Origin of the sequence: Paraliobacillus sp. JSM ZJ581, from assembly GCF_044383835.1 — a bacterium.
Classification (GTDB): domain Bacteria; phylum Bacillota; class Bacilli; order Bacillales; family Amphibacillaceae; genus Paraliobacillus.
Genome location: NZ_JBISEP010000017.1, coordinates 33059 through 57285, shown reverse-complemented (window position 1 = coordinate 57285; position 24227 = coordinate 33059). Strand labels below are relative to the sequence as shown.

Below are 24227 nucleotides of genomic sequence, written 5' to 3'. Positions count from 1 at the left end.
ATAGATATTCAAATAAAAACTATATCATCACTTAGAACATGAATTTAAAAATGACGTTTGTGAGTTTTTTTACTCACCAACGTCATTTATTGTACAACCAATTTTATAAGGAGATACAGGATTTTTTCACTGCACTGCAATACAGTGGTAAACACAGTTGTCGTAACTAGTCAAATAATGATATACTCCATAAGGTTGATACAGTACAATATTAGGAGTGTATAGCAATGATTGCAAAATACAGAAGACAACCTGCTCCAACAGGTTTAATCCTTACGATAGAATATAGTCTTGTTTTAATTGGTTCCTTTTTTGTAGCGATTGGATTTAATTTATTTTTATTACCGAATGAAGTCGCCTCAGGTGGCGCTTCAGGAATCAGTACAATTACAAAGGCTTTATTTGATTGGGAGCCTTCGGTTGTTCAGTGGGCATTAAACATTCCTTTATTCATTGCGGGTGTATTAATCCTCGGTCGAAAGTTTGGTGCGAAGACATTACTTGGAACGGTTGTCTTACCTTTTTATGTTTTTCTTACCAGTGATTGGGCGCCGCTAACTGCTGACCCATTATTAGGTTCTATATTCGGTGGGATGTGTACAGGACTTGGTATTGGCATTGTTTTTCGCGGGAAAGGTTCAACTGGTGGAATGGCTTTAGCGGCGCAAATATTACATAAATTTGTACCATTATCGTTAGGTGTATGTGTTGCTTTCTTTGATGGCTTGATTGTGTTAGCGGCTGCTTATGTCTTTTCTGTTGAACAAGGATTATATGCATTAATTGGCTTATTTGTTACAAGTCGAACAATTGATTTTGTTCAGGTCGGATTTAATCGTTCTAAAAATGTGATGATCATAACAGAATATGCTGACCAAGTGCAAAAGTCCTTATTAGAAGATGTGGATCGAGGAGTAACCGTTTGGAATGGTGAAGGTGGTTATACGAACGAACATCGACGGATTCTCATGTGTGTTGTGGCACAAAATGAATTTAATAAAGTTACACATATGGTAAAGCAGATAGACCCAGGCGCGTTCGTTGTTGCAATGAATGCTAGCGAAGTATTAGGTGAAGGATTTAAAAAAGCATAATTCAAAAAGACATTTCTCTGTAGAGAGTGTCTTTTTATTTGTAAGTACAACGCAAATCTATCAATGCTTCTTTTTCCTATTCTATGTGCTGTTGCATCTTTAATATAAACATCATAAAACGGAAACCTAGTTCTGTCGATATTTTAGCAAGACCAATAAAAAGTACCATGAGTGATAGCTTTGTTTCGAACGTTTTTCTATATATCTTAGTTCGAATGTACGATAAACACGGTTTAATGAACACTTCGATTGTATTTTATAGGATAAATGTACGGTGAAGATGACTTCATGTACACGTTAGGTTCGTTTTTTGTCAGATATGTACGATATATGCTTTTCAATGTACATTTCCGTTGTGTTTCCTTTGAAAAGTGGTTGATAAGCCTCACTCTAATTTCTATAATGACCTGAGTCAATCTAAGTATCAATTCCTGGTAACAAAGTAACGATGTTTAGCTGACCGAATTCATGTAAGCTGTCGTCTCGATACCAGAATTATTATTCTCCATAAGGAACAAAATTATATTTTTGAGCTACTTTGACATTATTATTTATACGAGGCCTACGCTTATTTTTAATACGTTAATATGTTTAGAATACGAACTTCCTAATATTAACAATTTTTCACATAATACTTACTATAAACTATAAAAATAGGACTTATATGCGCAATTTATCTTTTTTTGTAAAAATTAACAGGGATTGAAATATAAATGTAATATAATTTGTCTAAAAAAAATGAATTTAGATGTTATAATAAGTATGTTAATTGAAATATGTAAATAAATATCGAATACATGTTTTTTAAAAAAGAAAGATTAATAACTTGAGTAAAGGTGATCAGATTATGATAGAAATGCAAGATATATATAAAACTTACCCAAATGGCGTAACAGCTCTAAATGGCATTAATGTTAACATTGACCAAGGGGAGTTCGTCTATATAGTTGGACCAAGCGGAGCTGGGAAATCCACATTTATTAAATTAATCTTCCAAGAAGTAAAACCTTCAAAAGGAACAATAATGGTGAACAATAAAGATTTGACCACACTTAAATCAAAGAACATACCTTTTCTTCGAAGAGATATTGGCGTTGTCTATCAAGATTTTAAACTCCTACCTAAATTTACGGTCTATGAAAATGTTGCATTTGCATTAGAAGTGCTAGAAGAGACGCCGCGAACGATTCGTAAGCGGGTAATGGAAGTGTTAGACCAAGTAGGATTAAAAAATAAAGCACGATTCATACCGGATGAGCTTTCTGGCGGAGAGCAACAACGTGTGTCTATCGCACGAGCAATTGCAAATCACCCTAAGCTACTAATTGCAGATGAACCGACTGGAAACCTAGATCCTGAAACATCATGGGAAATTATGAGAGTGTTAGAAGGAATTAACGCAACGGGTACGACCATATTAATGGCGACTCACAGTAAAGAAATTGTTAACACGATAAAAAAACGAGTCATAGCAATTGAAGACGGATTAATTGTACGTGATGAACACCGAGGTGAATATGGCTATGAAATTTAGAACATTGAAACGACACTTTCGTGAAGGGTCAAAAAATATATGGCGTAATAGTTGGATGACGATTGCCTCAATTGGTGCTGTAACTACCACACTGATTTTAGTAGGTGCTTTTCTAGCATTGATGCTCAACTTAAACCATGTTGCTGATAATTTAGAAGAAGATGTTCAAATAAAAGCATTAGTCGAATTAACGGCGGCTGATAGTGAAGTAGAAGCTGTTGGTGAGCAAATTAAAGAAATATCCGAAGTAGAAACAGTAGAGTTTTCCACTAAAGAAGAAGAATTGAAAAGCTTAGTTGATAGCATGGGGGAAGAAGGCGGTGCTTGGGAACTTTACGAACAAGACAATCCACTAAACAATGCCTATATTGTAAAAACAACTGATCCCCAAGATACGATGGCAATTGCTTCTGAAATTGAGAAGATAGATAACATTGAAAAAGTAAATTATGGACAAGATGTTGTACAAAATCTATTTCAATTTAATGAATATGCTAGAAACATAGGTCTAGTCCTAATTTTTGCTCTTGTATTTACAGCGATTTTCTTAATCTCTAATACGATAAAAATTACGATTATGGCACGTAGTAAAGAAATTGGAATTATGAAACTAGTAGGTGCGACGAACTGGTTCATTCGATGGCCGTTTTTCGTTGAAGGATTGTTATTAGGGGTATTGGGAAGTATTCTACCAATCATTATTCTATTAACAGGCTATTACTATTTAGTTAATAACACAACCGCATTGGATCAATTTAGTTTTATGACATTGCTAGATTTTCATCCATTCGCATGGCAATTAGCAGCGATTGTACTTCTCATTGGTGCAGCCATTGGTGTATGGGGAAGCGTGATGAGTGTTCGGAAGTTTTTAAAAGTATAAGTCTTATTTACAAGACTTATACTTTTACATACTATGATAGCTATACTTTAAAAATTTATTAAAACGGGGAGGATTTTCAACTATGAAAAAAGTTATTTCTTACATAACGATTGTAACCGTCATAATGGGGATTATGTTATCAAGTCTATCATCTGTAACTGCAGAAAGCCTTGCCGATTTGGAGAAAAGATTAGATGAAGTTGAACAGAAGAAAAACAACGCCTCGAGTAAGAAAAAGTCTACCGATAAAAAAATTGCTGAAAATGAGGCCGAGCAAGCAGAAACAGCAGATGATATTGACGGTATCACGGCTCAATTAGAAGATACACAAGCAAAATTAAATGGTAAGAAAGCAGAAATTGCTCAAAACAATAATAAAATAACGGAAACAGAAAACCACATTAAAAAAACAGAAGCTGAAATTAAACAGTTGAAAACAGAAATTAAAGAATTAGAGGAACAGATTAAAGAACGGGAAAAACTATTAAAAAACAGATTGCGTTCGATTCAACAAAACGGTGGCGATATTAATTATTTATCTGTTTTAATGGGCGCACAAAATTTTGGCGATTTTATTAATCGCGCTACAGTAGTTACAAAGATTATGGATCAAGATAAAGGGATCATGGAAGCTCATCAACAGGATAAGGTAGATTTAGAAGAAAAGAAAACAGCAGTCGAAGATAAACAAAAACAATTGGAAGATGATAAAGCATCATTAGAAGAAACAAAAGCAACTTTAATTATCCAAAAAGAAGAGTTGGATGCGATCCAAGGACAGCTAGATAAACAGATGGCTAAAAAAGAAGAATTGTTAGAAGAGTTAGAAGAAGAGCATAATCATTTAGAAGAATATAAAATGAGTTTAGCAGAACAGCAAGAAACCTTGGCAAACCAAGCAGCAGTGATTGAGAAAGCAAAGAGAGAGGCAGAAGCAAGCAAGAATCAATCGAATGGAGGAAATGGTAGTTCTGCAAATAATAATAAACCTGCTTCTGGAGGAGGAAATGGTAAATTAATTTGGCCAGCAAACGGAAGGTTTTCCTCTGGATATGGTTATCGCACATTTAATGGCGGTAGTTTTCATTACGGAATAGATATTGCAAACGGTACTGGCACACCAATAAAGGCGGCAGCAAGTGGTGTGGTGACTCGCTCTAATTATTCAGATAGCTATGGTAATGTTGTATACATTTATCACCCTTCATTAAACATAACTACTGTTTATGCACATATGAATAGCTTAGGTGTTTCTCGCGAACAAAATGTAAGCCAAGGCCAAACAATTGGAACGATGGGTAACACAGGGGATTCATATGGAAGTCACTTGCATTTTGAAGTTCATAATGGTGGATGGAGTCATAAAGGTGGAATTAATCCGATGGGTTATCTTCCATAAGCAAGCATTATTTTTTAAAAACAACATATAATAATAAAAACAAAGGCATCGCACGTTACGTTGTGGTGCCTTTTTGTGCCATACATATGATACACTATAACAAGATAAAAGATAATTGGGGTGGAATACGTGCAAATGAAAAAAAGTTATCTCGCAATGATACTTGTTGCGACATTATTAATTGGTGCTGCGTCTACCTATCTAACGATGCATTGGCTTATGTCAGAAGAAACAGAACAATCAGATCAAGATGTGAAGAACTTTGCTGATTTGTCTGAAGAAGAAAAAGAAGCGATCATGAATGATGCTAGTAATTCATCAACTTTATCAAAAGTGATGCAAGCATATAGTTTGATTCAAGATAATTATTTAGAAGATGTGGACAAGCATACATTGATTGACGGTGCTGTTCAAGGAATGCTTGATACATTAGAAGATCCGTATAGTGTCTATATGGATGCGGAAACAGTTGAGGAATTTAATCAACAGATTGAGTCTTCTTTTGAGGGGATTGGTGCAGAGGTCAGTATGGTTGATGGGAAAGTGACCATTGTTGCTCCGATCAAAGATTCTCCAGCAGAACGCGCAGGGTTAAAACCAAATGACCAAATCTTAAAAATAGATGGCAATAGCATTGAAGGGCTAGATTTATATGAAGCTGTCTCGAAAATCCGTGGCAAGCAAGGGACAACAGTGACGTTAGAAATTGATCGTCCTGGTGTATCAACATCATTATCAGTAGATCTTGTACGAGATGATATTCCGCTGGAAACCGTTTATAGTGAAATAAAAGAAGTAAAAGGAAAGAAGCAAGGCATTATTGAAATTACTTCATTCTCTGAAGATACGGCAGACCGTTTTCAAGAAGAGTTAACAACTCTAGAGGATCAAGGCATTCAAGGATTACTTATTGATGTGAGGGGAAATCCGGGTGGTTTGCTAGATTCAATCGAAGGCATTCTCAAGCACTTTGTTACCAAGGATAAACCGTATTTACAAATTGAATATGGTGATGGAAAAAAAGAACGCCATGTGTCTAGCTTGAAAAAAGGAAAAGATTATCCGATTGCAGTCCTTATTAATGAAGGAAGTGCTTCCGCATCAGAAATATTGGCGGTAGCATTAAAGGAAGCTGCTAACGCAGAAGTGGTTGGTGTGACAAGCTACGGAAAAGGTACTGTTCAACAAACAATTCCGATGGGGGATGGAAGCACAATAAAGCTAACATTGTATAAATGGCTGTCTCCTGAGGGGAACTGGATTCATGAAAAAGGGGTTGAACCAACAATTAAAGTGGAGCAACCTGATTACTTTTATGCTAATCCGATTCAAGTAGAAGAAACGTTTACGTATAATGATAGTGATGAAAATATCAAAAATGCTCAAGTCATTTTAAAAGGATTAGGTTATGATCCCGGACGAGTAGATGGTTATTTCAATGAACAAACGAAGGTAGCCATCAAGAATTATCAAAATGACAATGACTTAAAAGCTTCGGGAGAATTGACCAATGAAACGGCAGAAAAATTGCAAGCAAGTGTGATTGAAAAAATTCGAAGCGGAAAAGATGATCATCAAAAAGATGCTGCACTTCAATCATTGGTAGATTAAGGGGAAACACAAATTGATCCACAACCTGCTGTGGATCAATTTGTTTAGTCCTGTCATATAAGCAGGAAATGTTGTTAAAGAGATCGAATATAGTATTTATGTATGAAATAGAAGGCGAGTGGATGAAAATGGATATGTGGTTAACAGAAATAGTCAATGGAATCGGAAGGTTTTTTTTAAATCCACTTTTTTATCTGTTTTTTATTATTGTATTTTTTTCATCATTAAAGCGAATAAAAAAAGAGCGAAACATGTTCGGTTCAAAAATATATGATGTATTGGATGAAATTCGATATACATGGAAATCTTCCTTACTTTTTAGTTTAATCATTTCCTTAGTATCAGTTGGGTTTGGGGTTTCTTTTTCTTATATCATTGTTGGGGCATTGTCAGTTACTACGCTTTTGTTATTGTTAACAAATAAATTCAGTTGGTTATCTGCCCCCTATACTTTTGGCTTTTCATATTTGCTTTTATTATTAGCACCTTATTATATTGACTATCTTCCTTTTCAAGTAGATGTAGCAATAACAACTAACGAAAGGGTTGCATTTACGATACTTATGGGGATTTTCCTATTGTATGAATCATACATGCTATTAAAGGTACAGCAAAATGAAACTTTTCCAGAACGTATGCAAGGAACACGGGGGAAAGTTATTGGCCAACATCGCTTGAAAAAAGTATCTTTGATTCCAATAGTTACCTTATTTCCAATTGGTGAACTAACCTCTTTTGCAGAGTGGTGGCCAGTTATACCAATAGGTGATCAAAAATTTGGGTTGATCTTTTTCCCAATAATTATTGGTGTTGAACAAGTTATACGTGGGGCGTTACCTAAAAAAGCATTAAATAGTTTAGCTCAATCTTTACTCATATTAAGCTTTGTTGTCATTGGAGCCGCAATTACTGGCTATTTTTTACCTGTTTTCACACTACTTAGTGTTGTTATCGCATTGATTGGTCGAGAGTGGCTGGCGATACGTTTTAAAATGAAAGATCGTCAAAAACGCCCTTTTTTCAGTCTAGAGCAAGATGGTCTCAGAATCTTAGCAATTATACCAGCTACACCTGCTGCTGAAATCGGCTTACAAGTAGGTGAAAAAATCGTTAAAGTAAATGGTTGTATAGTTCATTCAGAACAAACATTTTATGAAGCACTGCAATTAAATCGTGCCTATTGTAAGCTAGATGTTATAGACGATCGTGGCGAAATTAGATTCGTGCAACGAGCGTTATATGAAGGTGAACACCATGAACTTGGTATCGTTTTCTGCACACAATCACCTCAGATTGATTTATCTGAGGCAAAATAGTTACATAGCTAAAGGTAATATATTACTTTACAATAATTACACATAACTGCCAAACATTTATTCTTTGATCATGATATACTTAGTATAAGTTATTAGCTATATCAGAAAGGTGAAGCAGATGAACTTACTTGAAAAAGAGTTTCATGAGTGGAAAAAAGAATTTGTTGTCTATAAATTTGCACTAGATGAAATGAATACGAAGTTAAATATTTTGAATGAAGAATTTGAGTTCATTCACAATCATAATCCAATGGAGCATATAAAATCGAGATTAAAAGACCCCAATAGTGTAATCAAGAAATTGAAACGAAAAGGCTTAGATATAACAATAGAAAATGCAAAACGCTATGTCCGTGACATAGCTGGTGTTCGAGTAACATGCTCGTTTGTTGCTGACATATATAAAATACATGCGATGCTCTGCCAACAAGATGACATTCATGTGCTAAAGGTAAAAGATTATATTGTAACCCCTAAACCAAATGGATATCGTAGTTTTCACTTAATCATCGAAGTACCTGTATTCTTAGCTAATCAGACTGTAAATGTCCCTGTAGAGATACAGATTCGAACGATTGCAATGGATACATGGGCTAGCTTAGAGCATAAAATTTATTATAAATTTGAGCAGGAAATTCCCGAAGCATTTTTAGTTGAACTAAAACAAGCAGCAGATACAGTAAAAGCACTAGACGATAAGATGGCGTACATTCATCAAGCAGTAGAAAAAGTTAAAGATCGAAAAAAACTAAGTGTTTAGAACAACAGCCAAGGTATTCGCCTTGGCTGATTATTTTTTTGTGTAAAAAATAAATTTTGTTTTAGCATTCCATTCAATAAGCAAGCGATGCATATGATTTAGTTATGGACAATTATATATTAATTTCTAATTGTATAGATTAGTTTAGCAACTTGTCGATTTGGTGTACGTGAATACATGCAATTTAAAGTGAGTGTATTAGCTTTTCAAAATCGAACATTCATCAGTACAGTTAAATAAAATGATTCAAGTTAGTGTGCCTATGATTATGAAGAGATTCTATAGTCAAAGGCGTTTTTTGTGTAGCTAATTAAAGCTTATCATGCAATTAACTTGTGAAAAATCGATTGTCAAGCAGTCTAATGTTGACGGTTTTCGGATTATTTCCCCGGAAATAATCGACTGGTTTATTTAATAATAATTAGGGGAATGTTTGATAACATAACAATAATTGCATCATCAAGAAGACTAAAGAAATACGTGTAGGTGAATATTTTTTCTCCATTCAAAAAATATATAATGGAAATGAGGTAGTGGAGATGGAACGTGTTGCTGTTATTTTTAACCCTGCAGCCGGTAACGGAAAATTAGGTGAATTGCAAAATGAAATACAAGAAACACTTGAAACAACCTTCTCTACAGTCATGATCTATCAAACAAATCGACCAGGTGATGGAGCTGATTTAGTTCAACGGGTAGCTAATGACGTTGATTTAATTATTGCGGCAGGTGGAGATGGAACAGTGCACGAAGTTATTAATGCATTGGCTCCTCTTACTTCAAGACCGGCTTTTGCAATTATACCAGGTGGGACAAGTAATGACTTTTCTAGAGAAATTGGAATGATACAAGATTCATTAAAGGCAGCAGAACAAATTTCTTGTAAAAAGACAAAATGGATTGATATCGGCCAGAGTGATCAGCATTATTTTCTTAATTTTTGGGGGATAGGATTGATTACACAGGTGTCAGAAACTGTTGATCTCGAATCAAAACAAAATATAGGGAGATTAGCGTATTATCTAAAAACGATTCAATCTATTGGAAAAGTTAATGCGTTTCATTTTAAAATAGAAACGGAAAAAGAAACAATAACAGACAATGCAGTAATGGTCATTATTGGGAACGGAACATATATTGGTGGCATTCGAGCATTTTTTCCTGAAGGTGACATTCAAGATGGATTATTTGATATTTTAATTATTAAAGAAGCATCTGTACAAGCCTTCTTTTCTATGTTTCAATCGAAAGTTGGAATACAAACTCAAAATATGGAAGGAATTATTCCTTTACAAGCAAAAAATGTTAAAATAGAAACAATGCCATATCAGAAAATTGATTGTGATGGAGAAAGAAAAAGTGAAACACCATCAACGATAAAAGTTTTACCTAAACATATCGAGATAGTAATTGGTTTATAATAAGTGGAATGGTTTTAAATATGGAGTTGCTTGTATTAAATGGGACAGAAAAGCACCGTTCTATCGAATGGTGTATTGATAGCAAGTCTATGTTGTAGGTGTCACGTGAAAAATGGATAGCGTTATATAGAAATTTCAACGAATCCATTTAAAAAATCACTAAATAAAAAGTGCCGAGATGCTTCGGCACTTTTCTTCTTTATCGATCGAACTTTAATAATTCCTGTATTTCTGATTCGGATAGCTTGGATAACATTGTTTCGCCAGGTTGGATAATTTGATCAACTAGCGCTCGTTTTTCCTTTTGTAATTGAAATATCCGTTCCTCAATAGTTCCTTCTGTAATTAATCGAATGACTTGCACAACATTTTTTTGACCAATGCGATGTGCTCTACCTGCTGCCTGCGATTCAATTGCAGGGTTCCACCATAAATCAAATAGAATTACTGTATCTGCACCGGTTAAATTCAAACCAGTGCCGCCCGCTTTTAAAGAGATTAGGAAAATATCTTTATCTCCTTCATTAAAGGCATCCGCCATGTTGACTCGTTCCTCAGATGGGGTGGTTCCATCTAGATAGTGAAAGGAATAGCCATCTTTTTTCAATCTTTCACCGATTAGCTGAAGCATACTAGAAAATTGGGAAAAGATTAATAAACGCTTTCCTGTAGCTCTTAAATCGTTGACTAATTCACTTAAGTACTCTAGCTTTCCAGATTTACCATGATAATTGTCTAAAAATAAGCTTGGATGGCAGCAAATTTGCCGTAAGCGAGTTATACCAGCTAATATTTCTAACTTTCCTTTTTTAAATCCTTTTGTTGCAATTGTTTCAGAAATTTTTGTTTGCATCTTTTCTACATATACTAAGTATACTTGTTTTTGTAATTTTGTTAACTCGGCATATTGTTCTGTCTCAATCTTTTCTGGTAACTCACTTAACACATCTTGCTTTAATCGACGCAAAATAAATGGTCGTGTAATGGAAGCAATGTAGTCTGTATCTAATTGTGAAAATTGCTTTTTTGACCCAAGAAATCCAGGTGTTAATGTTGCGAAAATAGACCATAATTCATCAAGTGCATTTTCAATTGGTGTACCACTTAACGCAAATCGATTGCTGGCCTTAATCGCACGAGTTGCTTTCGCAGTTAAAGTTAAGTGATTTTTAATTGCTTGCGCCTCATCAAGAATTAAAGCATCAAACTCGACTTGTTCGTATAATTCAATATCTTTTCTAATTAGTGGATAAGAAGTAATGTAAACATCTGTATTATCTCGTTCCTCTACTAGAATTCTCCGTTCCTCTTTAGAGCCTATAATAATTTTTGACCGAAGTGTAGGTGCGAATTTATCTATTTCTTTTTTCCAATTGTATACTAATGAGGCAGGAGCAATAACTAACGATTGGTAATTAGTTTCCTTTTCTTCTTTCTCACTTAGTAAATAGCTAATTGTTTGAACGGTTTTACCAAGGCCCATATCATCTGCTAAAATGCCGCCAAGCTTGTAATAGGATAGTGTTTTGAACCATTGAAAACCGATATATTGATAATCCCGTAATTCAGCTTGTAACGTATTAGGCAGTGAAAATTGAAGTTTTTCTGGTTGTTTCAATGCTTCAAGCAATTGATGGAATGTTTCATCATAATGAACTAATTGTTTGTGAAAAGCTTCTTCTAGTTGAAAACTTTTCGCTGCTGAAACTTGCACATGTCGATGATGTATATCTTTTTTTGAAAGTTGTAATCGATCAACAAATGATTGAAAAGAAAGGAACGACTCTTTTTCTAAAGAAACGAGCGGTCCATCAGGTAATCGCACATAGCGTTTTTTTTCCACCATTGCATCTAATAATAATGTAATATCTTTTTCCGAGATTCCTTCGATATCAAAAGAAATATCGAGCATTCCAAGTCGTTTGTTTAATGCAATATTTGTAGTGATGTGCGGTTCTTTTTCAATAAATAATGCTTTACTTACATCAGAAAATGTGATAGTTGCATATTTTTGTAATTCTAATACTTTTTCATTTAAAAATTGATATATTCGCTCAGTATTAAAAAGTTTAAACAAGCCATTCATAAAGTAAAATCCAGCATGTTCTAACAATTTTAGTATGTGCTGCTCTTTTTCAATATCCCGTTTAATTACTAGATCATTACTAGCATATTTTTCGTATGGATATAATTTATACTTACCATAGTAAAAAGCAACACTAGCATGTAACACATCTTTTGCTTCATCTATATGTATTGTTGCTTGAAGCGGATGATCCTCTAGCATTGCTGTTGCTTTTGTTGAGTAATTGATGGTACCTATTTCAGCTAACTGTGGTAATACATAAGATACGAAAGATTCCATGTGTTCTTGTGCAATACGATACACATATTGCTTTCGGTATGGTAATAAAGTATAGATTTGATCAATGATTTGTTGTTGTTCTATTGTTAAAGGATAGAAGCAATGCCTGTTAACTAATAGTCCATATTGTTTCATATATGTATATTGAAACAATGCTTTCATATTGATTGAAAAACTAATTTCACTATCGATATCAATTGGAAAATCAAGCTTTGGTAAGTTATCTTTTATCATATAATGTGTTACTTGTTCTTTTGATTCTGTAACAAAAACGTGGTTACGCTCACTAATTTTTTGTAAAAGAGCTAATGAAAGATTAGGTGCTATTTTAATCGCACGTTTGTCAAACATGGAATAATCAGTTTCAAATAGGCTTTCGTTTCGTTGGCACAATATTAATTGTTGCAAAATGTGTAAATCATGATGATCAAAATAATGTGATGACGGTTCATATTTGAAAGTGCTTGTAATTGAATAAGATTGTTGATTTTTTACGTGTGTTAAAAATTCGCGAATGTCTTTAATAATAAATGGTTTTTTTGTTCCAACACGTAATTCAACATCTAGAAAATCTGGTTTATTTGATAGATGTTTTTTATGACTAACTGTATATTCTATTTGTATCATTTCTTGTTCTAATGCATGTGCTTTATTTGTTTGATTAAATGTATGAATTAATCGTAATGTAAACGGATCACTAAGAATAGGCTCTTCCATACTTTTATGATGAAATTGTCCATTTACATGTGTTTGCTGACTCCCGTTTTGTGAAATAGATAATAACACAGCAGCAATATGTTTACAGGTGAAATGTGTATGATATGCTGGGCAATTACATTTTCCTTCTAATTCAGCATTCTCAAAGAAAAAAATTCGTACGGAATAAGTATTGGCACCTCGTACTTGAGCAGTCCATGTATCAATGGTTTGATTATAAGTTAACCCAACGACTTTTCCTCTTCTAAAGTAATCATATCCTCTTTTATAAAATCGTTGGCCAGTAATCTTGATAATATCTTGCTTGTCTAAAAAAAAGGTTTGCATATGGGATACCTCGCATTTTGCTAATAAAATAATGATATCTTTCCATTATACCAAAAAAATGTATATAAAAAACATTACATTTTATTGTTTTTATCATCATGCTTGTAGGTAAATAGCCCAAAGATTATGCGAATAGTAGTTGACTTCCTGTGAATAATCATGCTATTTTTACTATCGTAACTATAGAAAATTTGATGCTAATCTATTAAAGGAGCTTCATGCCGATGTAAAAGATCCCTTATAACAATTGAATGAAATGAAACTTTTACAAAGAAAGGGATTTATCTAATGACTATTTTAGAAGAAGTAAATAAAAGAAAAACGTTTGCAATTATTTCGCACCCGGATGCTGGTAAGACGACATTAACAGAAAAACTTTTGTTGTCTGGAAATCTTATTCGATCAGCAGGAACGGTTAAAGGAAAGAAATCAGGGAAATTCGCTACATCAGATTGGATGGAAATTGAGAAACAACGGGGTATATCTGTTACATCTAGTGTAATGAACTTTCCGTATAAAGATTATAAAGTTAATATTTTAGATACACCGGGTCACGAAGATTTTAGTGAAGATACGTATCGTACGTTAACCGCTGTAGATAGTGTTGTCATGATTATCGATGCTACTAAAGGTATTGAAGCTCAGACAATTAAACTGTTTAAAGTATGTAAAATGCGAGGGATTCCTATTTTCACTTTCATTAATAAAATGGATCGTGAAGGACGTGAACCATTAGCCTTATTGGAGCAAATTGAAGAAGTATTGGATATCGAGACATATCCAATGAATTGGCCAGTAGGTATGGGAAAACGTTTCTTAGGTATTTTTGATCGATTCCATAAACAATTCGTTAGGTTTAACGGTAATGAAGAGGAAACATATATCCCTTACGATCAATTAGAAGATGAAGCACATGCATCGCTTGTGCAAAATCCAACTTTTCAAGAAACAGAAGAAGAACTCGAATTATTAGATGAAGCAGGAGATGCCTTTTCTTTAGAGACAGTATTGCAAGGAGATCAAACACCAGTGTTCTTTGGAAGTGCATTGGCTCCATTCGGTGTGCAGACGTTTTTTGACACGTTTATTGAAATGGCACCGAGTCCAAATCCGAGAAAGTCCACGGAAGGTTTAGTTCAACCAGACAAAGAAACATTTTCAGGTTTTATTTTTAAAATACAAGCCAACATGAACCCAGCACATCGTGATCGTGTAGCGTTCTTGCGTGTCTGTTCCGGAAAATTCGAACGTGGAATGAGTGTTACTTTGGAGCGGACAGGGAAAACAATTAAGCTTTCACAAACCCAGCAATTTGTTGCATCATCAAGAGATACGATTGAGGAAGCCTACCCTGGTGATATCGTCGGTATTTATGATCCGAATGTATACCGTATTGGTGATACGTTAATTCAAGGAAAAGATATGTTTGCTTATGAAGAACTTCCGCAGTTTCCACCTGAGTTATTTAAAAGAGTGACTGCGAAGAATGTGATGAAATCAAAACAGTTCAAAAAAGGGTTAGAACAGTTAGTACAAGAAGGTGCAATTCAACTGTTTACAACTTATCCGATGGAAAGCTATATCATCGGGGCAGTCGGAGAATTACAGTATCAAGTATTTGAACATCGCATGAAAAATGAGTACAATGTTGATGTTGTTCTTGAATCTATGGGTGAACGAATCCCTAGATGGTTAGAAGAAGAAAAGGTTGATACGACTTTGTTTGATGAGCGAAATTTACTTGTGAAGGATCGAGAAGGGTCATCCTTAGTGTTATTTAAAAATGATTTTGCGCTTCGCTGGTTCCAAGATAAGCATAAAGAGATTAAATTGATAGATTTATTAGAAGTAAACAAATACGATCAAACATATTAAATAATGAAGTAATTTATAAGGTTTGGGAATGATAATTCAGGTTCTACGTTAAACGACGTTGGTGAGTCAGAATAGTCAACTGAATTATTATTCGTTCACGTCCTAAAGCAGTCAAGCTGCTTTAGGACGTGTTTTGTTTTTTATTCGTTTACTTGTTGTTTGTTCTATTGGTTTGTATTTAAAGTGTATGTGAATAAAAAAACACAAACAACGAATATTTGTTCGCTTTTTGTTTGATTTGTAGTATAATGTGGTAAACTAGATTAGGTGAAAGAAGAACGGAGGATCGATCATGGCTGAAACCTTTGACTTAGTTTCTAAATATAGTCCTCAAGGGGACCAACCACAAGCAATCAAAGAGTTAGTGAACGGAATTACATCAGGCAGACGCGCACAGACATTGCTAGGGGCTACTGGTACAGGTAAGACATTCACCATGTCCAATGTAATTAAAGAAGTGAATAAGCCAACATTAGTAATTGCCCATAACAAAACCTTAGCAGGGCAATTATATAGTGAATTTAAAGAGTTTTTCCCAAATAATGCTGTAGAGTATTTTGTTAGTTATTATGACTATTATCAACCAGAAGCTTATGTTCCCTCTACAGATACATTTATTGAAAAGGATGCAAGTATAAATGATGAAATAGATAAATTACGACACTCAGCAACCTCATCTTTGTTTGAAAGAAATGATGTGCTTATTGTTGCTAGTGTGTCATGTATATACGGTTTAGGATCACCAGAAGAATATCGGAATCAAGTATTATCTGTTCGTGTCGGAATGGAAAAAGATCGAGATGCATTATTGCGTGAGTTAGTGAGCATTCAATATGCTCGAAATGACATCGATTTTCAACGCGGTACATTCCGTGTTCGAGGCGATTCTGTAGAAATTATCCCAGCATCAAGAGAGGAACATTGTGTACGAGTGGAATTCTTTGGAGATGAAATTGATCGGATTCGTGAAGTAGACGCTTTAACAGGTGAAATTATAGGTGAGCGTGAGCATATTGCTATTTTCCCTGCTTCACACTTTGTTACTGGAGAAGAAAAATTAAAGATCGCCATGAAAAATATTGAAAAAGAATTAGAAGAACAGCTGAACTATTTTCGTGAAAATAATAAATTATTAGAAGCACAACGAATTGAACAACGAACACGTTATGATCTAGAAATGATGGGAGAAATGGGTTTTTGTTCAGGAATTGAGAACTATTCTAGACATTTGACATTAAGAGAGCCTGGATCAACACCTTATACGCTTATCGATTATTTTCCTGATGACTTCATGATCGTTATAGATGAATCACACGTAACACTCCCGCAAGTACGTGGGATGTTTAATGGAGATAAAGCCCGTAAGCAAGTATTAGTAGATCACGGTTTTCGTTTACCTTCTGCACTTGATAACCGTCCACTTACATTTGAAGAGTTTGAACAAAAAGCGAATCAATTTGTTTTTGTATCAGCGACACCAGGACCTTATGAATTAGAGCATACACCACAAATGACTGAGCAAATTATTAGACCAACTGGCTTGCTTGATCCGAAAGTAGAAGTTCGTCCAATTGATGGTCAAATTGATGATCTCATTGGTCAAATTAATAAGCGGATTGAACGAAAGGAACGTGTATTAGTCACAACATTAACGAAAAAAATGTCAGAGGATTTAACGGATTATTTAAAAGAAATTGGTATGAAAGTGGCTTATCTACATTCTGAGATAAAAACGTTAGAACGTATTGAAATTATTCGAGATTTACGTGTAGGAAAGTATGATGTACTTATTGGAATTAACTTATTGAGAGAAGGATTAGATATTCCAGAAGTGTCACTTGTAGCTATATTGGATGCAGATAAAGAAGGGTTTTTACGCTCTGATCGTTCCCTAATTCAAACGATGGGACGAGCTGCACGGAATGAAAGTGGACAAGTAATAATGTATGCCGACCGCATCACTGATTCAATGCGACGAGCGATAGATGAAACCGAAAGGCGACGTGAAAAACAACAGGCATATAATGAAAAGCATGGTATAACACCTACGACAATTAAAAAGGATGTACGTGATGTCATACGAGCAACAATGGCAGCAGAGACAACTGAAACGTATGCCGAAGCACCTAAGCTAAGTAAGATGACGAAGAAAGAGAAAGACAAGATGATTGAACAAATGGAGAAAGAAATGAAACAGGCAGCTCGGGAATTGAATTTCGAAAAAGCTGCCGAATTACGTGATTTAGTATTGGAACTTAAGGCGGAAGGATGAAGGTGAATGGTGAAAAAAGCAATAATGATTCAAGGTGCTCGTGCACATAATTTAAAAAATGTGGACATTGATATACCGAAAGAGAAATTAGTCGTGTTAACCGGTTTATCAGGTTCAGGGAAATCTTCACTTGCATTTGACACCATTTATGCTGAAGGGCAACGAAGATATGTGGAATCACTTTCTGCTTATGCTCGCCAGTTTTTAGGACAAATGGATAAACCAGATGTTGATGCAATTGAAGGGTTGTCACCGGCGATTTCTATTGATCAAAAAACGACTAGTAAAAATCCTCGGTCAACGGTTGGAACTGTAACAGAGATTTATGATTATATGCGTTTGTTATTTGCAAGAATAGGTCATCCTACATGCCCCAAGCACGGGATTGAAATCACTTCACAAACCGTGCAACAAATGGTTGATCGTATTTTAGAATATCCTGAACGCACGAAGCTTCAAATATTAGCACCAGTAATTAGCGGTCGAAAAGGTGAACATACAAAAGTGTTAGAGAATCTACAGCAAGAAGGCTATGTTCGACTTCGCGTCGATGGTGACATGCGAGAAGTAAGTGAAGACATTAAATTAGAAAAAAACAAAAAACATAATATTGAAGTAGTGATCGATCGAATTGTTGTAAAAGATGGAATTTCTGGTCGTTTGACAGATTCATTAGAAACAGCACTTCGCCTGGGTGAGGGCAAAGTAATCGTTGACGTAATAGGTGAAGAAGAGTTGTTATTCAGTGAACACCATGCGTGTCCAATCTGTGGCTTTTCCATTGGCGAATTAGAGCCAAGATTGTTTTCCTTTAATAGTCCGTTTGGCGCATGTGAACGGTGTGACGGTTTGGGCACGCAATTAGAGGTGGATGTTGATTTAGTCATTCCAAATAAAGAACTTTCATTAAAAGAAGGAGCGATCATCGCTTGGGAGCCGACTAGTTCACAATACTATCCGAAATTACTCAAAAGTGTTTGTGAGCATTATGGGATAGATATGGAAATTCCGGTAAGTCAATTACCTAATGATCAATTAGATAAAATATTACATGGAAGTGGAAAAGAGCACATACGCTTCAAATATGAAAATGATTATGGCATGACAAGAGATACTGATATTCTGTTTGAAGGAGTTTTATCAAATATTGCTCGTCGATATCGAGAAACTTCGTCAGATTATATACGAGAGCAAATGGAGAAATATATGGCGCAGAATAACTGCCCAACTTGTAAAGGATATCGATTGAAGAAAGAAGCAATGTCTGTATTAATTAATGGGTATCATGTAGGTCAAGTGACGGAACAATCCGTAACAGAAGTAAATCAATTTATTTCTGTATTAACACTTAGTGAAAAAGAAGCACAAATTGCAAAGATGATTGTCAAAGAAATTCAAGATCGTTTAACATTTTTAACAAACGTAGGATTGGATTATCTTACATTATCTCGCTCAGCTGGGACATTGTCTGGTGGAGAAGCACAACGTATTCGTTTAGCTACGCAAATTGGCTCAGCTTTAACAGGTGTACTATATGTGCTTGATGAACCTTCTATTGGCTTACATCAACGAGATAATGATCGGTTAATTTCAACGTTACAACAAATGCGTGATTTAGGGAATACATTGATTGTAGTAGAGCATGATGAAGACACGATGCTTGCTGCCGATTGGTTAATTGATATTGGGCCAGGAGCTGGAGAACATGGTGGTTCGATTGTTGCAAGCGGTACGCCAAAGCAAGTGATGAGGAAGAAGCAATCGCTAACAGGACAATATCTTTCTGGACAAAAGTTTATTCCATTGCCAATAGAACGTAGAAAACCTGATGGACGATTTATCGAAATAATTGGTGCGAAAGAAAATAACTTAAAAGACGTGAACGTTACGATTCCAGTTGGGTTATTAACGACTGTCACAGGTGTATCCGGATCTGGAAAAAGTACGTTAATTAATGAAATTTTACACAAAAGCTTGGCAATGACATTAAATCGCGCAAAACAAAAGCCAGGAAAACATAAGGCAATCAAAGGCAGTGACTATTTAGAAAAAGTAATTGATATTGATCAGTCGCCGATAGGTAGAACACCTCGATCAAATCCTGCTACATATACAGGTGTATTTGATGATATTCGTGATGTGTTTGCTCAAACAAATGAAGCGAAAGTACGTGGTTATAAAAAAGGCAGGTTTAGTTTTAACGTAAAAGGTGGTCGTTGCGAGGCTTGTCGTGGTGATGGAATTATAAAAATAGAAATGCATTTCTTACCAGATGTTTATGTCCCTTGCGAGATTTGTCATGGTAAACGATATAACCGTGAAACATTAGAAGTAAAATATAAAGGGAAAAACATTGCTGATATTCTTAATATGACGATTGAAAATGCACTACACTTTTTTGAAAATATCCCTAAAATTAAACGAAAGCTACAAACAGTATACGATGTAGGGCTTGGTTATATCCGTCTTGGACAACCAGCAACTACGTTATCTGGTGGAGAAGCACAACGAGTGAAATTAGCTAGTGAATTGCATCGTCGCTCTAATGGAAAATCATTATATATTTTAGATGAACCAACAACTGGACTTCATGTCGATGATATATATCGACTCTTAGAGGTGCTACAGAGATTGGTGGAGAATGGTGATTCTGTTTTAATAATTGAACATAACCTAGATGTAATTAAAACAGCTGATTACATTATTGACTTAGGTCCAGAAGGTGGTGATCGAGGTGGTCAAATTGTTGCTACTGGATCACCTGAAGAAGTTGCAGAATATGAGCAATCTTATACTGGAAAGTATTTAAAGCCAATCTTAGAACGTGACCGAGAACGAATGAACGAAAGATTAAAAGCACAAGAGACAGTCAGTCAATCTTAGTGCATTAAATATAAAAATAAGCTGTGACGGTACTTCATTTTGACGGATAAACCAAAATGAAGTACCGTGTAATAGAAAAAATGAGAGGGGGAGCTTATCAATTGAAGGCCATAGATATTTTAACTGTGCAATCTAAGTTAGAACAATTAGCTAACCAGGACGTTTATGTGCACATAGAAACAACCAATGGAGCGTATGCTAGCCATCATAATGCTGATGCATATAATGTTGGTATATTTATGCGTAACGCTAACATTCGCTATCACCAAGCAAAGATCATTGGCGACGATACCGGCTATCGTGTAGGATTGAAAACAGAAAAAGGATGGATTTATGCTGAAGGTGTACGCGAATATGAGATAGATACTGTTGATCGATTATTACTAGCAGGCCATGATCGAGAAGGACGTTTGATGGTTGCCTTGCAGATCAGTAAAACACCATTTAAAGAATAAGTTCGGATGCAAAGGAGCTAAAGAATAAATGGAAAGTCATGTAGTCGTTATATTTCCTCACCCTGATGATGAAGCATTTGGTGCAGCAGGTACAATTGCACATTTTAGAGAGCAAGGTGTTCCAGTTACTTATTTGTGTGGAACATTAGGTGAAATGGGAAGAAATATGGGGAATCCTATTTTTGCAACACGAGAAAGTTTGCCGAATCACCGTAAAAAAGAGCTTATTGCAGCGTGTAAAGTATTAGATATTAATTTACACATGCTCGGTTATCGTGACAAAACACTAGAATTTGAATCAAGAAATGAAATAGCGGAGCATCTACTTACTTACTTAGAAGATATACAACCCAGTTTAATAATCACCCATTATCCTGGTCATGCCGTGCATCCAGACCATAATGCATTTGGTGCTGCAGCAATTGAAGCAGTTCAACGTATGAAACATTTAAAACGCCCAAAAGTCTGGGCGCAAGCTATTACGAATACTCGTATACAAGATTTAGGTGAGCCCGATATTTCATTAGACATCACGCCTCATTTTGCGAAAAAATTTGACACCATTTTAGCGCATCAATCTCAAGCTGCAGGTGTATTAGGGGATATGGATCCATCGTTAGAAAAGTTGGCTGACATTGTTAAAAATAAGTTATCGACTGAACAATTCTATCTGTGGAATTTTTGAGCTCATCTGTTTTAAAAATGAATATTGAGGAATACAAAGTATAGATTAAATGATGATAAGGTGAATTAATTACAGCATAATATATTTGAGGAGGTACTCCATGAAAAAAAGATTATATCGATCAAGTAATAATAAAATGGTATCTGGTGTGATTGGGGGAATTGCAGCATACTTTAATATAGACGCAACGATTTTACGCCTGATTTTTGTTGTTGCACTTCCATTTTCCGCATTTTTCCCACTGTTATTTATTTATATTGCGGCCTCAATCATTATGCCAATTGACAACGGTATAGATTAATGACGCGTTGGTTTGTATCTTTATTATTAAATGCGCTTGCGTTAACGCTCGTTTCACAGCTTTTTGATGCCTTCTATTTAGACGGGGTAGGCACTGCGTTATTTGCAAGTGTTATTTTGTCCGTTTTAAATGTGATCGTAAAACCGATTCTTGTAATACTAACATTACCAATCACAATCGTATCGTTGGGGCTCTTTCTGTTTGTCATTAATGCAATTACTTTAATGCTGACGCAAGCACTGTTAGGTAATTCATTTGTGATTGATGGCTTTGGAGTTGCGATAATCGCTGCCATTGTACTAGCATTAATCAACTTGATTCTTAATCGTTTGATTAAAGACCGTATCACTTAAATGCATTCATTGGATAGAAGTACCTAGTAGATACTAAAGCATTACCTACTAGGTATTTTTATGTATAATTAAGCTATTCTGTTTTTAGCTATAGCACTTTTACGTTATAATGTGATCAATCAGCAAAGAAGGAGTAATGAAAAGCATGAATCAGCCGTTTTTTCAATTTTCTTTTCAAACCGATCGAGAGAATCAGCAGCCCATTACTTTTACTAATCCTGTAGCGGTCTATCAAACGACAGACATGAATCAAGTGATCCCTATGCTAGAAAAAGTAGAGAAAGCATTAAATAATGGATATTATGCAGCAGGTTTTTTATCCTATGAAGCTGCACCAGCTTTTGATTCTAATTACAAAATCATTCATACAAACACAGCGTTTCCGTTAATATATTTTGCTATATTCCATGAGCCAAACCAATTACTTCCTGTTAGTGAAAAGGGTGTTTATAATATTTCAGACTGGTCATTTGTTACTAATTATACTGATTATCAAACTGGAATGAAGGCAATCAAACAAGCGATTAAAAATGGTGATACGTATCAAGTAAATTATACAACGCAAATGCAAGCAGAGTTTTCTGGTGATCCCTATGCGTTGTATCAACAATTAAAAGCAAATCAAAAGTCTTCTTATAGTGCATATATACAAATTGAAAACTATCAAATATTATCTGCTTCCCCTGAATTATTTTTTCAAGTAAGTAATGGGAAAATAACAACGAAACCGATGAAAGGAACTTCTCATAGAGGAAGATCTTTTCAAGAGGATCAACAGTTGAAGCAGCAATTATACAACTCAGAAAAAGAGCGAGCAGAAAATTTAATGATAGTGGATTTACTTCGCAATGATTTAGGGAAAATAGCCAAGCTGGGATCTGTAAAAGTGACGAAACAATTAGAGATTGAAACTTATCCAACCGTTCATCAAATGACCTCAACAATAACGGCTGATCTAACGACGAATCGCGTGATTGACTGGTTTCAAGCGCTATTTCCGTGTGGCTCAATCACTGGTGCTCCAAAAATCAAAACGATGGAATATATTGCTTCACTAGAGCAGGCACCTCGAGGGGTGTATTGTGGTGCGATTGGTTATTTCACACCTAGAAAGGAAGCGATTTTCAATGTTCCAATACGCACGGTCGTTATAAATAAAACTAATCATAAAGCAACATATGGTGTTGGAAGTGGTGTAACCTGGGATTCTAAAGTGAAAAATGAGTATGAGGAATTGAAAACGAAAGCTAAGTTATTGACAGACAAAAAACCACCATTTCAATTAATTGAAACGATATTATTAGACCGAGGTAATTACCCATTGAAAACCTATCACATCAAGCGCTTAGCTGAATCTGCAGCATATTTTCAAATCCCTTTTTCAAAAGAAAAGGTTGATCAAGCATTAAAAGAAGTAGAGCATCAAGAAGAAGAAGGAAGATTCAAAGTAAGGATATTGTTAGATGAAACTGGCGCAATACATAAATCAATTGAGCAGTTAGGCGATACGCCAACGTATGCGGTATGTGTTTTAGCTAACTCTCCAATAGATAAAACAAATGTATTCCATTATCATAAAACAACGAATCGTTCGATTTATCAAAAACATGTTTCTGCTAGTTCCGGAGCTTTTTCTACATTACTTTGGAATGAAAAAGGTGAGATTACAGAATTTACATTTGGTAATATTGTTGTTGAAATAGACGGGGATTTCTTTACCCCTCCAATAACATCTGGTGTATTGCCTGGTACCTATCGTGAATATTTATTGAAACATAATAGGATTAAAGAACGTATTATTATGAAAAATGAGTTAATAGATGCTGATAAACTTTGGTTTATCAATGGGTTACGAGGATGGGTTTCGGTGCAACTAAAATGATCACTGCATGATTAAATTGGTGATTATCCAAACAAAAAATGCTACAATAAACATACATCTTATTATAGAAAGTAATAAGTTAATGGCGTGATGG

At 35.1% G+C, this 24227-nt stretch carries 17 protein-coding genes; 16 read left to right on the top strand and 1 reads right to left on the bottom strand.

Translation table 11 applies throughout. From position 1 onward, the window contains the following. The first annotated feature begins 227 nt into the window (after positions 1 to 227). From ACH6CY_RS10400 to ACH6CY_RS10365, 8 genes are all read left to right on the top strand, one after another. Entirely contained in the window at positions 228 to 1094 is an 867-nt protein-coding gene (locus tag ACH6CY_RS10400) for a YitT family protein (protein WP_374067271.1), read from the top strand. Positions 1095 to 1941: 847 nt separating this feature from the next. Continuing rightward, positions 1942 to 2628 carry a cell division ATP-binding protein FtsE gene (ftsE, locus tag ACH6CY_RS10395; RefSeq protein WP_374067270.1) on the top strand — a complete coding sequence of 229 codons (687 nt, stop codon included), beginning with the start codon at positions 1942 to 1944 and terminating at the stop codon, positions 2626 to 2628. Further along, complete coding sequence (ftsX, locus tag ACH6CY_RS10390; RefSeq protein ID WP_374067269.1) at positions 2618 to 3511, top strand: permease-like cell division protein FtsX; 894 nt, start codon at positions 2618 to 2620, stop codon at positions 3509 to 3511. The genes ftsE and ftsX overlap by 11 nt, the downstream gene beginning before the upstream one ends. Before the next feature lie 82 nt (positions 3512 to 3593). Beyond that, the gene (locus tag ACH6CY_RS10385; RefSeq protein ID WP_374067268.1) at positions 3594 to 4910 is read left to right on the top strand and encodes a murein hydrolase activator EnvC family protein; all 1317 of its coding nucleotides are present in this window, start codon (positions 3594 to 3596) and stop codon (positions 4908 to 4910) included. A gap of 135 nt (positions 4911 to 5045) precedes the next feature. Continuing rightward, the gene (locus ACH6CY_RS10380; RefSeq protein ID WP_374067267.1) at positions 5046 to 6521 is read left to right on the top strand and encodes a S41 family peptidase; all 1476 of its coding nucleotides are present in this window, start codon (positions 5046 to 5048) and stop codon (positions 6519 to 6521) included. 98 nt (positions 6522 to 6619) lie between these two features. Then, a complete protein-coding gene (locus ACH6CY_RS10375) occupies positions 6620 to 7837 on the top strand; it encodes a PDZ domain-containing protein (RefSeq protein ID WP_374067266.1) in 1218 nt (405 codons plus the stop codon). A gap of 118 nt (positions 7838 to 7955) precedes the next feature. Further along, on the top strand, positions 7956 to 8597 hold the full coding sequence (locus tag ACH6CY_RS10370) for a GTP pyrophosphokinase (RefSeq protein WP_374067265.1): 642 nt from the start codon (positions 7956 to 7958) through the stop codon (positions 8595 to 8597). A gap of 539 nt (positions 8598 to 9136) precedes the next feature. Then, positions 9137 to 10018, top strand: a complete 882-nt coding sequence (locus tag ACH6CY_RS10365; RefSeq protein WP_374067264.1) for a diacylglycerol/lipid kinase family protein — start codon at positions 9137 to 9139, stop codon at positions 10016 to 10018. A 199-nt stretch (positions 10019 to 10217) separates the two neighbouring features. Here the strand turns inward: ACH6CY_RS10365 and ACH6CY_RS10360 are convergent, their stop codons facing one another. Next, positions 10218 to 13427, bottom strand: coding sequence for an SNF2 helicase associated domain-containing protein (locus ACH6CY_RS10360; RefSeq protein WP_374067263.1), 3210 nt, complete (start codon positions 13425 to 13427; stop codon positions 10218 to 10220). A gap of 288 nt (positions 13428 to 13715) precedes the next feature. Here ACH6CY_RS10360 and ACH6CY_RS10355 point away from each other — a divergent pair, with 288 nt between their 5' ends. From ACH6CY_RS10355 to pabB, 8 genes are all read left to right on the top strand, one after another. Then, positions 13716 to 15302 (top strand): peptide chain release factor 3, encoded by a 1587-nt coding sequence (locus ACH6CY_RS10355; protein WP_374067262.1) that lies wholly within the window; start codon positions 13716 to 13718, stop codon positions 15300 to 15302. A gap of 292 nt (positions 15303 to 15594) precedes the next feature. Further along, on the top strand, positions 15595 to 17574 hold the full coding sequence (uvrB, locus tag ACH6CY_RS10350; protein WP_374067261.1) for an excinuclease ABC subunit UvrB: 1980 nt from the start codon (positions 15595 to 15597) through the stop codon (positions 17572 to 17574). A 6-nt stretch (positions 17575 to 17580) separates the two neighbouring features. Continuing rightward, complete coding sequence (uvrA, locus tag ACH6CY_RS10345) at positions 17581 to 20457, top strand: excinuclease ABC subunit UvrA (RefSeq protein WP_374067260.1); 2877 nt, start codon at positions 17581 to 17583, stop codon at positions 20455 to 20457. A gap of 101 nt (positions 20458 to 20558) precedes the next feature. Continuing rightward, positions 20559 to 20912, top strand: a complete 354-nt coding sequence (locus ACH6CY_RS10340) for a YojF family protein (RefSeq protein WP_374067259.1) — start codon at positions 20559 to 20561, stop codon at positions 20910 to 20912. 28 nt (positions 20913 to 20940) lie between these two features. After that, a complete protein-coding gene (gene bshB2, locus ACH6CY_RS10335; RefSeq protein WP_374067258.1) occupies positions 20941 to 21597 on the top strand; it encodes a bacillithiol biosynthesis deacetylase BshB2 in 657 nt (218 codons plus the stop codon). 100 nt (positions 21598 to 21697) lie between these two features. Beyond that, positions 21698 to 21898 (top strand): PspC domain-containing protein, encoded by a 201-nt coding sequence (locus ACH6CY_RS10330; RefSeq protein ID WP_374067257.1) that lies wholly within the window; start codon positions 21698 to 21700, stop codon positions 21896 to 21898. Continuing rightward, complete coding sequence (locus tag ACH6CY_RS10325) at positions 21898 to 22251, top strand: phage holin family protein (protein ID WP_374067256.1); 354 nt, start codon at positions 21898 to 21900, stop codon at positions 22249 to 22251. Before ACH6CY_RS10330 ends, ACH6CY_RS10325 begins: the two co-directional genes overlap by 1 nt. A gap of 145 nt (positions 22252 to 22396) precedes the next feature. Next, on the top strand, positions 22397 to 24133 hold the full coding sequence (pabB, locus tag ACH6CY_RS10320; protein ID WP_374067255.1) for an aminodeoxychorismate synthase component I: 1737 nt from the start codon (positions 22397 to 22399) through the stop codon (positions 24131 to 24133). The last annotated feature ends 94 nt before the right edge of the window (positions 24134 to 24227 follow it).